At 54.4% G+C, this 16,227-nt stretch carries 10 protein-coding genes and 1 pseudogene; 3 read left to right on the top strand and 8 right to left on the bottom strand.

Going from position 1 to position 16,227, the window contains the following annotated elements:
* Positions 1 to 162 precede the first annotated feature (162 nt).
* On the bottom strand, positions 163 to 882 hold the full coding sequence (gene gpmA / locus SB13_RS07810) for a 2,3-diphosphoglycerate-dependent phosphoglycerate mutase (RefSeq protein WP_026739809.1): 720 nt from the start codon (positions 880 to 882) through the stop codon (positions 163 to 165).
* Between the two features lie 775 nt (positions 883 to 1,657).
* On the opposite strand from gpmA, the gene SB13_RS18015 reads away from it, so the two are divergent.
* Both SB13_RS18015 and SB13_RS17260 read left to right on the top strand, forming a co-directional pair.
* Positions 1,658 to 1,966 (top strand): hypothetical protein, encoded by a 309-nt coding sequence (locus tag SB13_RS18015; RefSeq protein WP_026739810.1) that lies wholly within the window; start codon positions 1,658 to 1,660, stop codon positions 1,964 to 1,966.
* A gap of 121 nt (positions 1,967 to 2,087) precedes the next feature.
* Positions 2,088 to 2,501 (top strand): annotated as a pseudogene (locus SB13_RS17260) (fimbrial protein); the annotation flags it as partial.
* A gap of 72 nt (positions 2,502 to 2,573) precedes the next feature.
* Here the strand turns inward: SB13_RS17260 and SB13_RS07825 are convergent.
* Positions 2,574 to 3,242: a helix-turn-helix domain-containing protein gene (locus SB13_RS07825; RefSeq protein ID WP_081821841.1), complete on the bottom strand. Its 669-nt coding sequence runs from the start codon at positions 3,240 to 3,242 to the stop codon at positions 2,574 to 2,576.
* 2,888 nt (positions 3,243 to 6,130) lie between these two features.
* On the opposite strand from SB13_RS07825, the gene norR reads away from it, so the two are divergent.
* A complete protein-coding gene (gene norR / locus SB13_RS07835; protein WP_072000227.1) occupies positions 6,131 to 7,750 on the top strand; it encodes a nitric oxide reductase transcriptional regulator NorR in 1,620 nt (539 codons plus the stop codon).
* Between the two features lie 56 nt (positions 7,751 to 7,806).
* On the opposite strand, the gene SB13_RS07840 is transcribed toward norR, so the two are convergent.
* From SB13_RS07840 to SB13_RS07865, 6 genes are all read right to left on the bottom strand, one after another.
* The gene (locus tag SB13_RS07840; protein WP_026739813.1) at positions 7,807 to 10,200 is read right to left on the bottom strand and encodes a glucose/quinate/shikimate family membrane-bound PQQ-dependent dehydrogenase; all 2,394 of its coding nucleotides are present in this window, start codon (positions 10,198 to 10,200) and stop codon (positions 7,807 to 7,809) included.
* Positions 10,201 to 10,781: 581 nt separating this feature from the next.
* On the bottom strand, positions 10,782 to 12,296 hold the full coding sequence (locus SB13_RS07845; protein WP_026739814.1) for an ABC transporter substrate-binding protein: 1,515 nt from the start codon (positions 12,294 to 12,296) through the stop codon (positions 10,782 to 10,784).
* The gene (locus SB13_RS07850) at positions 12,286 to 13,314 is read right to left on the bottom strand and encodes an ABC transporter ATP-binding protein (RefSeq protein WP_036150580.1); all 1,029 of its coding nucleotides are present in this window, start codon (positions 13,312 to 13,314) and stop codon (positions 12,286 to 12,288) included. The genes SB13_RS07845 and SB13_RS07850 overlap by 11 nt, the downstream gene beginning before the upstream one ends.
* Complete coding sequence (locus SB13_RS07855; RefSeq protein ID WP_026739816.1) at positions 13,314 to 14,300, bottom strand: ABC transporter ATP-binding protein; 987 nt, start codon at positions 14,298 to 14,300, stop codon at positions 13,314 to 13,316. Before SB13_RS07855 ends, SB13_RS07850 begins: the two co-directional genes overlap by 1 nt.
* A complete protein-coding gene (locus SB13_RS07860; protein ID WP_036151562.1) occupies positions 14,297 to 15,142 on the bottom strand; it encodes an ABC transporter permease in 846 nt (281 codons plus the stop codon). Before SB13_RS07860 ends, SB13_RS07855 begins: the two co-directional genes overlap by 4 nt.
* Positions 15,139 to 16,077, bottom strand: a complete 939-nt coding sequence (locus SB13_RS07865) for an ABC transporter permease (RefSeq protein ID WP_036151565.1) — start codon at positions 16,075 to 16,077, stop codon at positions 15,139 to 15,141. The genes SB13_RS07860 and SB13_RS07865 overlap by 4 nt, the downstream gene beginning before the upstream one ends.
* Positions 16,078 to 16,227 lie beyond the last annotated feature (150 nt).

Here is a 16,227-nt window from a genome sequence, read left to right on the forward strand (position 1 = left end):
TCGACTTTGGGCTTTGGGCTTTGGGCTTTGGGCTTTGGGCTTTGGGCTTTGGGCTTTGGGCTTTGGGCTTTGGGCTTTGGGCAGAATATCGAACGCTTGTCGCCCCCATCACAACGGCGGCGCGCGATGAGTGCGGTCGCCGTTGTGTCTCGACGTGAGCACTTACCGCTCGATCAGGGCGATATCGGTGCCGAGAAAGTAGGAGCGCTGCACCCGCATATTTTCATCAAATTCATAAACCAAAGGGATGCCGGTGGGGATCTGTGCACGAATGATCTCCTCGTCTGAGAGGTGGTTCAACTGCTTGACCAGCGCCCGAATCGAATTGCGATGGGCGATCACCAGCAGGCGTTCGCCCGCCCGGACTCGGGGAACCAGCGATGTCTGCCAGTAGTGCATCACCCGATCACCAGTCATGCGCAGGCTCTCCCCTAGCGGAAACGCTCCCGGCTCCAGATGCGCGTAGCGGCGGTCGTAGCCGGAGAAACGATCGTGGATCGACGTGAGCGGCGGCGGCGGAACGTCATAACTTTTTCGCCACTGATGCACCAGCGCTTTGCCGAGCCGTTCGGCCGTTTCCGCCTTGTTCAAGCCTTGCAGCGCGCCGTAATGGCGCTCGTTCAGACGCCAGTTTTTTTCAACCGGCAGCCACTGCAAACCCAGCTCATCAAGCGCAATTTGCAGCGAATGTACGGTGCGCTTCAGCACCGAAGTACAGGCGGCGTCAAACGTAAACCCTGCCTGTCTGAGCAATTGCGCCGCCAGCCGCGCTTCTTCTCGTCCCTTGTCGGTCAGCGGCACATCAACCCACCCGGTGAATCGATTTTGATCATTCCATTCGCTTTCACCATGCCGCAATAGCACCAACTTAAACACAGCCATATTTTTTCCTTAACACGCTTTAACTTTCACATTCATCCACAGCCGATGCCATCGCTTATTTTGATTGTCGTGACGGATTTGGCATCGCCCGCAAGTTCCATCCACAGGGGGGGCTTTTTGAGACGTTACGCCGTCGTTGCAGACCTCATTGCCCGCGGCTTACCGGCCTGATTTCACGCTGTTTGCGATCAGATTATCTGGCGTCCATACATCATGCAATTATTAATTCCCCAAATGATAGGTATCGAATTAAATATTTATGCTCAAGTGATGCTCCGATAAAAATAAGCCAATCCCTCTAATTAATTCTCTTCACTTAATTAAAATCTGTGCTATTTGCCATTATTTAACATATCAAAAACACACCTTACAAATGCATTCATTTATTAACCCCTTCCCCGCTCAATTTTCACATTGTTTATTCTTTCATCAAACTAATATATTGATATAAGTACATCATATGATATTTAACTTTTCTTTAATGCCGAAAGATCCCCTCTCAGACAGTTGTTTATCCTGTTTTTTGTCTTTAGGATGCATCCCCCCCCGCAAAAGCCATTCTTGAAAATAGTGAAGAGGAGCAGAAGGAAGTTCTGCCTCAGCAATTCTTTCTCCGGCACTCTGACCTGATTTAGGCAATAAAGCCGTTACGGTTTTATTGCCAATCCGGAGAAAACTGGCAGACGAGAAATATTTTTCGCGGCAATACCGCTTTCATTAATGGCCAATTAGCGTGGCCTATAAGTAATAAGGAATTGTAACTTATGCGTAAAACATGACTCGGCGCCCTGATTGGGGCCTCTCTGCTGTCTACTGGTTTCTCGGTATTCTCAGCAACATCAGCGGCGGCGGCGCCAAAGCCGATATCACCCACTCGATCAATTCGCCCTACCTTACCTGCAACGCGAACACGGATACCCACGGCCGCATCACGGACTGCAGCAATAGCCCGCTCAAACCCAACGATCTGTCCACCGTTCTGCCCTTTACGCTTGATGATGCGGCCAGCGCCAACGTTACGATCACCGCTTATCCCGTGAGTGTTACCGGCAACAAACCGACGGAAGGCGTAGCGACCGCTTAGGCCTATCTGCAAATAGATTTTGCCTGAGAAGGAGGCACCATGATATTTCCTCATGCACAAAGTCACCCTGCTCAGCCCAGTGTAACCGCCATGCGTCGGCATGGCCGGCATCGGGCTGCTGATGGCCGAGCTGTGTAGTCTGAACGGGACGGCGCAGGCCGCGCTGGGCCTCACCAATGTCACGCCCACCACCACGATCGTCGCCAACGGCTGTAGTGTCAGTCAGGCATCGCAGGAGCAAACGGTAGACCTCGGTAACTGGGCGTCCAAGCAATTCGCGACGACCAGAGAGATCTCGACCGCGAAGCGTTTCGTGATCAATCTGGAAAACTGCGGTTCGGCCGCGACGTGCGTGCAGGTGATGTTTAGCGGGACGGCGAACCATAACGACAGTACGCTTCTGGCGCTCAACAGCGCCAGAAGCGCAACAAATAAGAGTATCGCCATGCTGGATAAAGACCGCATTCGCATCCCCTTGGGGCAAAACAGCGAACGGTATTCACTCACCAGCAGTGTCAGTAGCGCATCACGGGTGTTTTACAGTCAGTATGTGGCGATAGGATGCAGCGTGACGCCAGGGTCGGCCAACGGCACGCCACATTTACGCTCAACGACCAGTAGCGCTGTCTCTGACAACCGCTGCGCTGTGAGCGGCACAACGCAACGGTTCCTCCAAGGTAAAGGAGGTCAGCCTGCCGTGCGACATGGTGAGAGACCCCGCCTCCTGCAGCTTTTTAATCACGCGCAGGATAGTGCTCTTAGACAGGGAGGTGCGCTGACTAATGAAAGAAAGCACGGTAAAACGTTTTCTCACATCCGGAGGCAAACGTTCCAACGAGACCAACATCTTCGTGACGATAGAAACGGAATCACCGCCGTTATCGACGCAATAATTAAGCAGCGAATTAAAATGGTAATTAACAATATTGAGCACATCATCGAATCGTTGATAGGCGGTCACTACCCTTAACGCGGTATCAAACGGCAAGCAGTAAATCTTGCCATAGTCGATCCTTTCAATATAGATCTCGTTGGCGCCATAAATTGCCGTAGACCAACCGACAATACACGGCGCTAAAAGCACACAAATAACGCGGTTATCTTTGGCGCTTTTCATTAGAAACTCACCTTCTTCAATAAAATAAATCAGCCGAGTTTCTGCAACATGGAAATGATATCTGCGCTTCCCCTTAACCACCTCAGTGGGTTGGGCCAGTTGCCTATGGGGAGAAAGAATTTTTGTCAGACGAGATATGGACTGCTGCAGACTAATCATTCGAAATAACCTTTTAAATAAAAAACCAAAACACCATGACCGTCCGTCTGTCATTTTCGACGGCATGATGTTTAACTTTTGACAGGTGTAGAAAAAACAACCAGAGAAATAAGCATGTGAATTAATGTGCCAAAGCCTCAGCACTTTCCTCTCAGCGACCGCCGTTACTCTATTATCTTTATGGTCAATCACACTCAACGCGTGAATTATGCTATGCGTCGAGTCGTCGTTTCGGTACACCTAACCTAAAGGAATTCAAAAACCAACAATCTTCAGGCCACCTCCTTTACATTCTCATCCCTGACGTAAAGCGGGATATTTAGAAACTGATAATGAAGTCTTGAAAATACTTATAAATAACGTCAACAACCAGTTAGTCTAGATATAAAATAACGGGTCAAAATAACCTTTAATCGGAAAACTCATCATCATGACATGCAAATGAAACCCAGTGTTAAATTATTGTTCATTCTCTTTGTGGTCGCACGCGCACTATGTTAATTGTTTGATTTGTAATCAATTTGGTAGAATTTTCTGCGGAAAAAGGCATTTATTGATAGTGGCGCATAGAGAAATAGTGCATTTAGCTAAATATTTAGGATAATCTATCATCCATTAACATTTTTATACGCTCGCCTCTCAACCCCATTGTCTGTAAATAGTTTCAATTGATACCTTTTGTTTCTACAGGGGACAAAGAGTTGCGTGATAACAGTCATCTTCAACAATATTTCGGCCAACTTTGATCCATATGTATTTATTAGGCGGCGATGTATTATGCCATCCCGTTTAAACAACGTTAAAAATGAAGTGAAGACATACTACAGGGTAAAAATACCCTTACAGAGAATAAGTAATTATTGAAACCAAAAACTGCTATGCGGGAATATAATTTGATGGGGGTTCTATTGATAATCATTCCGTTCTTCATTTTTATTTGGCGATATTTAACCACAATAAAGCCGCAGAACCCCCTCCTAAAGCAATATAAAAACAAGCCCTATTACTCTGTGATAATAATTACAGAATCATTGAATCACAGACATTCGCTTTGCGTTTACTCAATTTATTAAAACCAACAGATCATGTTATTTTTATTGTTGCCTGTCAGGCATAAAATCGCATCACCCCACTCAGTAAAACATAAAAAATATTATTTTCATTCATCAATAAAATGATTAACAGCCCACGCAATCATTCTCTCATTATGACGTCAACAGATTCACCCAATATTAACCCAGCTGGAGGCATAAAGCCTGTTTTTTCCTTAATAGTGCAACGAAAAAAATTCACACGAAATATATCGTTCCTCTTCCCCCGAAATATTTTCTCAGTATCGACACTATTTCGGGTTTTCAACTTTCTCCAGCAAGGAATTTTATGGTCAATGTGGCGCTCCGCGGGGGAATACAAAAGCTCGCACGACCCTAAATGCAGAGATCTGAAGGTCGTGTTTGAAAGGAGCTTGAGAAAATAGGGGCGTAAGAAATCGAGACGTTCAAAGATAATCACGTTGAAAATAAGTGTGCTGAGCATGGAATTCAGCGCCCAGCATGTGGGAGATGGGGGGAAGNGTTGAGCAAGTGACAGGACAGCATCAGGCACAATCATAATAAGGTCAGCGCCACTCTTGTGTTGGCGGTGACATGTGGCCCTCACAGCTCGCCTTGGCTATTCACCGCCCGACAACTGGGCGCGGCAGTAAGCGTTCCTCATCCGGTGTCACGCTGAAGCCCCGCTGCGGTAAAGGGCAAAGGCGCGTCATTCTTGCAGGGAGTGTCCGATACGTCCTTTTGCGCGCGTATCAGGCAAAAAAAACGCGCGCAGCCGGGCAGCCACACGCGTTCAAAGAATAAAAAAACGCCGACAAAAAAAACGCTGCCGGCGGCCGACAACCGACGACTCGCGTGATGCTTCACGACATGGCACCGCCGCAGACGGCATCACCGATGAGTTTATCCATTCCGACACAGGCGGGGATTAATCCTCACGAGCCTAACTATATTTTTGAATAACCATTGCTTAGAACAATCATTCTCAAACAAGGTATTATTACCACCACTCGAAAAAACAGCGAATAAGAGACAATAAACCCTCCGGATTTCGGGGGCCTGGTTTATTCACGACTCATCTCGCGTTTTTATTATTGCTCACGGAGTTAATTAATACTTGATGACAGAACCAATACCAGCGCGGTTCAGTACGTCGGAGACATCATAAAATAAATAAAAACAAAAGTGATAGGTAAATTTTCAATTCCTGCATAAATCTTTACCCAATCGAATTTCAATATTGCCAAAGCCCCAGGAGGAGCGCCCCGAAAATCAATAATTTTCATATGGTTAAAAACAACAGGTATTCACCCACAGATTGATATATTTATAAATGTAGTTCGCTAATATATAAAATATAAGTTTTAACCGAAATTTGTTAATTACCAATAATGTATTTTTTCGAACATAGTCATTATTACTTATTCGCAGGATTTGACGAATAATACACCGGATAAATACGAAATAAGCATTTCGTTTAGCATTTGTTTAAATGCCATTAAATAACCAGCAAGCGGGGAGAAGATGCGGTGACCATCGCAAAACACATTAAAACAAGAGTGACTTCATTAAGCATTCATCATTCGCGTGGAGCCAGTTTCAAATAGTTCCGTCATGTCATATCCCTCCTCCACGCACACCATTTTCGGCTTCCCTCAGCGAAGAGCGAGTACGCGTTCAGACGGCCTTCCCACGTTCAACATCAACGCCTGCTGTTTGCTGCTGGTTATCATTCGAATACGAAGCGCTGAAAGCAGCAATCTCAATGGCACCCTGCTAAATCGTGTCTAAACTTTAAGTAAAAAAGACACCGGTTATAGTAGAAGAGAGGGGTTTTTGACTCAGATATTGAAGTTGTTGAATGCGCTGGTGCCGCAGGTCGCGGATCTCTCGCGAGAGATGCCGTGTGAAGTGCGCTATCAACGCTTGCTCGATTCGCTGAATCGGCTGATTCCGGCAGACGCGAGCGCGCTGCTGCAGTTGGAAGGCGAAGAGTTAACCCCGGTGGCGATCCAAGGCCTGCATGAGGACGCATTGAAACGCCGCTTCATTTTAGACGAAAACCCGCGCTTCGCCGCCATGCTCGCCACCGCCAACGTGATGCGCTTTCCGCCGGATACCGGGGTGCCCGATCCTTTCGTCGGCCTGTTCGAAACCGAAGAGTGTTCCGCGGGCAAGACCGACGTTCTCGGCTGCGCTTTGCGTCTGGATCAGCACATCTGGGGATTGCTGACGCTGCATGCGTTTGATGGACATGAATTCTCCGCCGATGCGCTTAAAACCCTGGAGATATTCGGCGAGATTGCCTCTGCGACCTTGTCGGCCAGCACCCAGGTCGATCGGCTCAAATCTACGCTGCAAAGCGAAAACCTGCGCGCCGAAGCCTTTCGCCTGACGGCGGTAAATGGACACGACGAACTCATCGGCAGCAGCGAACCCTTTGAGCTGCTGATGGATGATATTGAATTGGTCGCCTCCAGCGATATGACGGTGCTTATCACCGGCGAAACCGGGGTGGGTAAAGATTTGGTCGCTCGTCGGCTGCATGCGCGATCTCGTCGCGCCAATGCGCCGTTCATCGTCATCAACTGCGCCGCCCTGCCCCCCCCTCTGCTGGAGAGCGTCCTTTTCGGCCACGTGCGCGGCGCGTTTTCGGGAGACTCGTCAGACCGCCGCGGCAAGTTTCAACTCGCCAGCGGCGGCACACTGTTTCTCGACGAAATCGGCGAGCTTTCGCAGGAAACGCAGGCCAAACTGCTCAGCGTATTGCAGGACGGAAAATCGCAGCGCATCGGCTCTTCCAACCCACATAACGTGAATATCCGACTCATCGCCGCCACGAATCGCAACCTGTTCGCGGAAGTGCAGTCCGGCGAATTTCGCGCCGATCTGTATCATCGACTGTGCGCGTTCCCCATTCATGTTCCGGCGCTGCGAGAACGTCAACAGGACATTCAGCTGCTGGCGAACACCTTTGTCGCACAAAACCGCAACCGGATGGGACTGAAAGGGCTACGCTTGTCACCCTCGGCGCAAACGGCGCTGTCACGCTACGCGTGGCCGGGCAACGTGCGCGAGTTAGAACAAACCATCAGCCGCGCCACGCTGCGGGCGACCGGACGACTCACGTCGTCTCCGGCTAAACGCACGATGTCAGTCACTATCAGCGACCAAGATTTAGGGCTGGATATGCATGAGAAGCTGCAGCATGACGTTGCCGCCAATGAGCCGCAACAGTTCGCCCCGAAAGAAGCGCCTCAGCAGGATCTGCGCTCGGCGGTCAACGCATTCCAAAAGCAGCTCATCGAGCGTACGCTCCATAACCATCATGGCAATATTTCGGCGGCGGCCCAGGAACTGGGTATCGACCCAGACAATCTGGCGCATCTGGCCTATCGGTTAGGCGTCGTCACCCAGCCCGAAAAAGCCGTTCGAACCAGCAATTCCGACCGCTAATCTTCGGTTTTTCCGCCCCGGTTATCCGGGGCGGCAGCGTCATCCGTAACGCCTGATTAATTTGCCCCCGGTAACGCATACGCAATGATGTAATCACCCAGTTTGGTTCCGAACGACCCATGTCCCCCGGCGGCAATCACCACATACTGCTTGCCGTCGACGGCATAGGTCATTGGCGTCGCTTGTCCGCCGGCAGGCAGACGCGCTTCCCAGAGCGCCTCCCCGTTAGTGATGTTAAACGCCCGCAGATAGTTGTCCGCCGTCGCGGCGATAAACAGCACATTCCCCGCGGTGGAGATCGGCGCGCCCAACATCGGCATGCCGACTTTGAACGGCAGCGGCAACGGCGAGCTGTCGCGCACGGTCCCAATACGTTTTTTCCAAACGATGACATTGGTTTTCAGATCAACGGCGGAGACGAAGCCCCACGACGGCTGCTTGCACGGAATACCCAGCGGCGATAAAAACGCGTTGAGCGTCACGCCGTAAGGAACCCCGTACTGCGGCTGTACGCCGGATTCCGTTCCAGTTCCCTCTTTAGCCGCCGGGTTCGGCTCTATCGGATTGTGAGGACCGCGTGGGATCAGCCTTGAGACGAACGGCAGCGCCATCGGATTGGCAATCGCAATTTGACGATCCGTATCGACGGAAATGCCCCCCCACTCAAACATGCCGAGATTACCGGGAAAGACCAGCGTGCCCTGCTCTGACGGGGGCGTAAACGGCCCTTCATAGCGGAGCTGATGAAACATAACGCGGCAGACCAGTTGGTCGTACATCGTCGCGCCCCACATATCCTTGCCGGCCAGATTCTCACGCGGGCGGAAGCTCAGCTGCGAGAACGGCTGCGTCAACGAAACGCGATCGCCCTTCGCCGCGCCTTGCGGCACCGGCGTTTCCGGCGCAGGCACGACGGTTTTGCCGTCGCGACGATCCAGCACGAAGATATTGCCGGTTTTCGCCGGCACATAAACCACCGGCACCGTTTTGCCATCCTGATTGGTGATATCCGCCAGCGTCGGCTGGGCAGGCACATCCATATCCCACAGGNCGTGATGCACCGTCTGATAGAACCAGACCCGCTTGCCGGTGGTCGCGTTCAGCGCCAGCAAGCCGCTGGCGAACCGTTCCATCTCCGGCGTGCGATGCCCGCCCCAGATATCCGGCGTGGCGACGCCGGTAGGCAGATAAACGATGTCCAGCTTCGCATCGTAGGCGGCTGGCGCCCAGGAGTTGGGAGAGTTCGGGGTATAGAACTCCTTGCCCTCGGGGATCTTGTTCGGGTCTTTGCTGCCGGTATCGAATGCCCACAGCAGTTTGCCGGTGTTGACGTCGAAACCACGGATCACCCCAGACGGCTCCCGCGTCGAGGCGTTATCAGTCACCGCGCCGGCCATCACGATGGTCTTGTCGGTGACGACAGGCGGCGACGTCGGCTCATACGCCCCCGACAGCGGATACGGCATATTGCTTTGCAGATTCAGCTTGCCGCGATCGGCGAAATCCGGACACCGCTGGCCGTTCTCTGCATCCAACGCATACAGCGAACCGTCGTTCACCGGCAGCAGAATGCGACGCGCGCACAGGGCTGGCGGTGAGCTCTGGGCTGTAGAAGGTGTCACCGTCGACGTTTCGTGGTAGGACACTCCCCGGCAGGTCACGTGCTGAAACGTGGGATTGGTCTTGAGATGCGGATCGAACCGCCACTTCTCCTTGCCTGTCGCCGCATCCAGTGCGAACAGCTGCTGGTGCGGCGTACAGAGGTAGAGCGTATCGCGGATTTTGATCGGCGTGACTTCGTTGGTGATTTCCACCGGATCGTTCGGCCCTTTCACATCGCCGGTACGAAAGCGCCAGACTTCCTTAAGGCTGCCGACGTTTTTATCGGTAATCTGGTTCAGGGGGGAGTAACGCGTACCTTCCTGAGTTCGGCCATAAGCGGGCCAGTCGGCGTCCGGGATCGCGCTTTCAGGCCGCGGCGGAGCGGAGGTTCCCGCAGCGCGCAGCGTCCCGTTGATTTCTTGAGGATCGTTGAAAACAGCGTAACCTAGCACCCCCACGGCAACCCCCAACGACAGGATCTGCGCCACCCACGGCAGCTTGGTGCGAAACGTCAGCTGGTTATAGATAAACGGCAACACCAGCCAGAGCCCGAAGAAAAAGACAACGTCCAGACGCGGCGCCAGCGCCCAGAAATCTGTTCCGACTTCCCATAGCGCCCATAGCGTCGTCCCCAGCAAAAAGAGCCCATGCAGCAGGACCGCCGCCGCCCGACGACGGTACAGCAGCCACGCCGTCGCCAGCATGATCGCCCCCGCGATGAGGTAGTACCAGGAACCGTTAAGACGAACCAGCCAGATACCGCCGATCAACAGATAAAGACCGCTCAGTACGGCGAATAGGACCGTCAGGAGAAGTAGGACACGAGCGGTCCCCGCGCTGTTTTGCATTGTGTTGCCCCTGTAAAAATATTGCCCCAGTGAAATAGGCGAGTTTCCCGAGCTGAACGAAGGCCGCACAGCACATGGACGTCCGGCACTCCATCCAGGGTTTGGCAAGGCCATCCCCTCGCGGTTAGGGTTGTCATCGACTGGCTGGCGGACCGCATGTTGCGCTGGCGATGGGGAGAGATATCTCATCCAGCATCCCCATTCCCTCCTTCACTAAAGATAGGTCATCCCTCACGATATTGACGGTTCCGCTGAGGTTTTAAGCACGTTCTGTGGCTGCTTGCGTCATACGCGGCAGCACGAATCCCGGCGTGCACGACAGCGCAACGACAAGGATCTTGGCGTTCTCGACAACCTTTCGCTTAACGACGTCAATCGCTCGACACATTGACCGCTCCGCGTTCCATGCAGGGCATCATTGCCGGGGAAAAAAGGATGTGGCAGCCGATTGCCGGACAGAAATAGTCAGCGGGATATTGCGCGGGAACCGAGCGAAGAAAATGGACCGGCTACTGAAGGCGTGGAAACACCGTGCGGCTCTGGGGACGACGGCCGGCAGGATACCGGCCGTCTGGGGGAGATTACTCTTTCACCGTATCTTCGAGGAAGAAGCGGCCCAGCGGGTTCTGATAGAAGCCCTTGATGTTTTTACGGCTGACGTTACGGTACGGGCTGTAGTACAGATCGATCCAGTTCACGTCGGCTTTTGCGATTTTCTGCAGATCGATGTACATCTGCTCACGTTTTTTAGGATCGACTTCCAGGCGTGCCGCCGCGACCAGCGCTTTCACTTTCTCATTGTGGTAGCGGGTCATGTAGTTCATGTTCGCGTCGTGACCCAGCACGAAGGTGGTTTTCTGATCCGGGTCGAGCACATCGTTGGTCCAGTACATCACGGAAATATCATAGTCGCCGGAGACCAGCATGCCCCAGCTCTGACTCGGGTCCACTTTCTGCAACGTGACGGTCACACCGGCTTTAGCCAACTGTTGCTGCAGCAGGATAGCGATTTGTTCGTCCACTTCATCACCCGCGTTCACCACGTAGTTGAGCTTCAGATTAGACGCGCCCGCCTCTGCCAGCATTTTCTTGGCTTTTTCCACGTCATAAGGACGCTTCAGGTTGTTGGCATAGTGGTAAACCGCGCCGGCCGGGATGTAGGAGTTCGCCACCTGGCCATAGCCGAAGGTCACGGTTTTCACGATGGCATCTTTGTCGATTGCGTAGTCCAGCGCCTGACGCACTTCCACTTTCGACAGCAGGCCGTGTTCGTGGTTGATCAGCAGATGATCTTCACGCGTTGACGGGTCCAGATGGATGGCCAGATTCGGATCTTTTTGCAGGGAGACGATACGCGAGAACGGAACGTTGATCGCCGCATCCAGTTCGCCCGCCTGCACTTTCAGCATACGCGTGTTGTCGTCCGGAATGGTCTGCCACTCGACGCCATCCAGAGAAACCTTGTCCGCACGCCAGTAATGCGGGTTTTTGACCAGCACCACACGGTCGCCGCGCAGCCACTCTTTCACGCTGAATGCGCCGGAGCCGACCGGTTTTTCCGCAAACGCTTCTTCGCCCATCGCTTTCATCGCTTTTTCAGAGATGATGGACGCATTCGGTAAAGCCAGCTGAGACAGGAAAGGAACGGACGGCGCTTTCAGGGTGATCACCAGCGTACGCGGATCCGGTGCTTCCACTTTATCCATCACCATGAACGGGTCGCGCCACAGCGAGTTTTCATTGTCGCGCAGGCGCAGCAGGCTAAATGCGGCGTCGCTGGCCGTCACCGGCGTACCATCGGAGAATACCGTGTCGCGGATTTTCAGCGTGTAGACTTTACCGTCCGGAGAGATCGTCCAGCTTTCAGCCAGCGCGGGCTCCAGTTTGGTGCCGGTCTTGTCCACCCAGATCAGGCGGTCAAGCACGTTGGAAAACACCCAGTTGTCTTCATTCTGCGTGGTTCTAATCGGGTCGAAACTGGTGCTGTCCTCACGTCGTCCAATCGTCAGCACGCCTGCCGCTTGCGCCATCTCACTTGCCACACAAGCCGCCAGCAAAAGCCCGGCGGCCGCAACCTTTAAGTATTTACGCTTCATCAAACATTCCCTCATTTAACGGATTAATGGCTTGTTCGCCTTTGTCGTCCAGCACGCAGGCGAAGGTATGACCGACAATGTGTCGGGTCTCTGGCGGCGCGCCATGTTGGCAGCGCGACAACGCATAAGGACACCGCGGGTGAAACGCGCAGCCTTCCGGCAAAGCCAGCGGGCTGGGCGGTTCGCCCGAAAGCGGATGGGCGGGCAGCGGCCGGTCGGGATCGATTTCCGGAATGGCGGTAATCAGCGCCGCGGTGTAAGGATGGCGCGGATGAGTAAACACCGCCTCGACCGGACCCGACTCCACAATGCGCCCCAAATACATGACGGCGACGCGGTCGCACAGGCGCCGCACTATCGCCAAATCGTGGGCGATGAACAGGATAGCGAGGCCCATTTTGTCCCGCAGGTCCATCAGCAGGTTGATGATCTGCCCTTGAATCGAGACATCCAGCGCCGCCACGCACTCATCGGCAACGATCAGCCGCGGCTCCAATGCCAGCGCACGGGCAATGCCGGCGCGCTGACACTGTCCCCCGCTTAGGGCGTCGGGCCGACGCAGGCCGTGCTCTGGGTTCAGTCCCACCAGAATCAATAGTTCTCTCACGCGTTCCTTGATCGCGGATTTCGGCACCTTGTGATGCACGCGCAGCACCTCGGCGATGCTGTCGCCGATGGTCTGACGCGGATTCAGGGAGGAGAAAGGGTCTTGGAAGATCATCGCCGTCTGCTGCCGCAACCGAGCGATTTCCTGTTTGCTGCCCGGCGTGATCGGCTCTCCGTCAAAGTACACGCGGCCGCCGACGGTGGGCTCCAGCTGGAGCAGCGCTCGTCCCAAGGTGCTTTTGCCGCTGCCGGACTCGCCGACCAAACCGAGCACTTCCCCAGCCTGAATGTGTAAGCTGACGCCGTTAACCGCGTGCAGACTCCGTTTATTAAAGAGAAAGCCGCCGACCGGGAAACTGACCTGCAGATTGTCCGCTGCCAGCAGCGGCGCCGTGGATTCAACCGGACTCACTATAGACTCTCCTCGTGGTTCAGCGTGGCGAACGGGTGGTGGCAGGCGGCGCCGTGCGCGTGATTCTGCATTTCACTGTACATATCGGGTCGTACCGCTTTGCAAATCTCGGTGGCGTAACGACAGCGAGGATGGAATCGACAACCGCCGGGAAAATGTTCTGCCACCGGCGGTTGACCCTTGATAGTCGCCATCTGTCCACTTCCGCCGGCGCTGGCCGGCTGGCAGTCGATCAGCCCCTGCGTATAAGGATGCAAAGCATCGCCCAGCACCTCGCGTTTGCCGCCCAGTTCACACAGCCGCCCGGCATACATCACCGCGATACGATCGCAGGTCTGCGCCACGACGCCGAGGTCGTGCGTAATCAGAATAATCGCCACGCCGAGCCGGTCGCGCAAATCGCTGAGCAGCCGCAGGATTTGCATCTGCACCGTAACGTCCAACGCCGTCGTCGGCTCGTCGGCAATCAGAATTTTGGGCTCGGACGCGAGCGCCACGGCGATCATCGCCCGCTGACGCATCCCACCGGAGAATTCATGGGGATAGTTGTGTATCCGCCGTTCAGGGTCGGGGATCCCCACCTGCCGCAACAGCGCCACCGCGTGCGCTTTCGCCTCGCGGCGGCTGGCGCCGAAGTGCAGACGCCGGCTTTCGGCAATCTGCGCGCCGACGGTCATGACCGGATTTAGGTGACTGGTCGGATTCTGGAAAATCATGCCAACCTGCCGACCACGTACGCCGGAGAGTTCCCGTTCCGACAACGAGAGAATATCGCGTCCGTTAAGGTTAATTTCGCCAGAGACAACGCGCAGCGCTTCGCCGGGAAGCAGCCGCATCATCGCGCGGCAGGTCACGGTCTTGCCGGAGCCGCTCTCGCCCACTAGCCCGAGGATCTCGCCCTCGCGCAGTTCGAGTGAAACATCATCCACCAGCGCAATGCCCTGGCGGTTGACGACCGTCAGATGTGATAACGCCAGTAACGTCATGGCCGTTCTCCCAAGAGGTCGCCCAGACCGTCCGCCAACAGGCTGAAGCCCATCGCCAACAGCACAATCGCCAGCCCGGGAAACGTGGTAATCCACCAAGCGGTGGTAATAAAACTTTGTCCTTCGGCCACCATCACGCCCCATTCGGCCGTGGGCGGCTGTACGCCCAGCCCCAAGTAACTGATCGCGGCACCATTAAGCAGCACCAGCACGCAGTCGGACATGGCGAAGACGACAGAGCCGGTCAGCGCGTTGGGCAACAAATGGACGAAGAGAATACGCGGGTGGCTAAAACCCAGACTGCGCACCGCCAGCATGAAATCGCGGTGTTTTAACGACAGCACCTGAGCTCGCACCAGTCGGGCGTAGGTCACCCAGCCCACCATCGCCATCGCAATATAGAAGCTGGCCAATCCCGGCCCCAAGACCGCGATAATCGACAGCATCAGCACCAAAAACGGAAACGCCAGAATGATGTCGATACACCGCATCAGCAGCGTATCAACGACGCCGCCGACGTAGCCGGAGAGCGCGCCAATCGAGGTGCCGATCATAAACGGAAAGATCACGCCCAGCAGACAGATCTGCAGGTCCACGCGCGCGCCCCAGATGACGCGGGAGAAAATATCTCGGCCGAAGTTATCGGTGCCGAACAGATGGCTGAGGCCCGGCGGCATCAAGCTGGCAGTGGGGTCCTGCGCAATCGGATCGAACGGCGCGNCCCACGGCGCGAACACGGCTAACAACGTCCAAAGCCCGACGATGGTCAGGCCGCCGCGCAATGCCAGATGGCGGGGAAACGCCAGCCACGGCAGCCGCCGCATCACAGGTGTCTGACTCATAGTTTGATCCTCGGGTCCAACGCGACCGTGAGCAGGTCGGCGACCAGGTTAACCGTGACGGTTCCCAGCGCAAAAACCAGCACGACGCCCTGCACCACCATATAATCACGGCTGAAAATCGCCTTGATTAACAGCTGCCCCATGCCGGGGATAGCGAATACGCTTTCAATCACCACGGTGCTGCCAATCAACCAGCCGATATTGACCGCCAGCAGATTGATGGTCGGCACCAGCGAATTTGGCAAAATATGCCGCCAGAAAATACGCGACTCGGGTTGCCCGCGCGCGCGCGCGGCCGTCACATAGTCGCTTTTCATTTCCATCAGCAGGCTGGCGCGCAAGTTGCGGGTTAACACCGCAGACAGCGCCAACGCAACCGTCAGGCAGGGCAGCACCATGTGATGCAGGCGATCCAGCAGATCGCGGCCATAACCGGATACAGGGAACCAGCCCAGTTCAATGCTGAACAATAAGATCATCATGATGCCGAGCCAAAAAGCGGGAAAACCCAAACCGGCGGTGGAGAAAAGTCGAATCACCTGATCGGCCAATTTGCCGCGCCGCCGGGCCGCCCAGGACGCCAGCGGAATGGTGAGCAGCAGCGCTAAAACCACGCTACCCGCAATCAACCAAATCGTCGGCTCAATACGCGAACCGATGACTTTCAGGGTATCGACTTTATAAACGATGGATTTGCCCAGCTCGCCGTGAAACAGATTACGAAGAAAGTAGAAGTACTGTAACCACACCGGCTGGTCTAGCCCGTACTGTTCGCGCACTCGGGCCAGCGCGCCCGGGGTGGNCCGTACGCCGAGAAGGATTCGGGCCGGGTCGCCGGGGATTGCGCGCACCATAGCGAAGGTAATGACACTGATGCCGAAAAGCACCGGCAGCAGTTGCAGTGGTCGAAATAATATAAACCGATAACGATGCATACTAATTCCCTGTGGTTATGCTGGCGTATCTATTAATGACACCGCTAATAACGGTTTGGCACAAACGGGTTGAGCCAGAAATCAAGCATCGCGCAGCGTGACCGGAAATGAAAAAACCGGCCGCAATAACGCGATTGCTAGGGAGCCTAC

The sequence above is a fragment of the Lonsdalea quercina subsp. quercina genome, assembly GCF_000688695.1.
Lineage (GTDB): Bacteria > Pseudomonadota > Gammaproteobacteria > Enterobacterales > Enterobacteriaceae > Lonsdalea > Lonsdalea quercina_D.

Coding starts and splice junctions, on each gene's coding strand:
- SB13_RS07845 (WP_026739814.1), bottom strand. CDS start 12,296: ATGAAGCGTAAATACTTAAAGGTTGCGGCCGCCGGGCTTTTGCTGGCG.
- SB13_RS07855 (WP_026739816.1), bottom strand. CDS start 14,300: ATGACGTTACTGGCGTTATCACATCTGACGGTCGTCAACCGCCAGGGC.
- SB13_RS18015 (WP_026739810.1), top strand. CDS start 1,658: ATGACTCGGCGCCCTGATTGGGGCCTCTCTGCTGTCTACTGGTTTCTC.
- gpmA (WP_026739809.1), bottom strand. CDS start 882: ATGGCTGTGTTTAAGTTGGTGCTATTGCGGCATGGTGAAAGCGAATGG.
- SB13_RS07825 (WP_081821841.1), bottom strand. CDS start 3,242: ATGATTAGTCTGCAGCAGTCCATATCTCGTCTGACAAAAATTCTTTCT.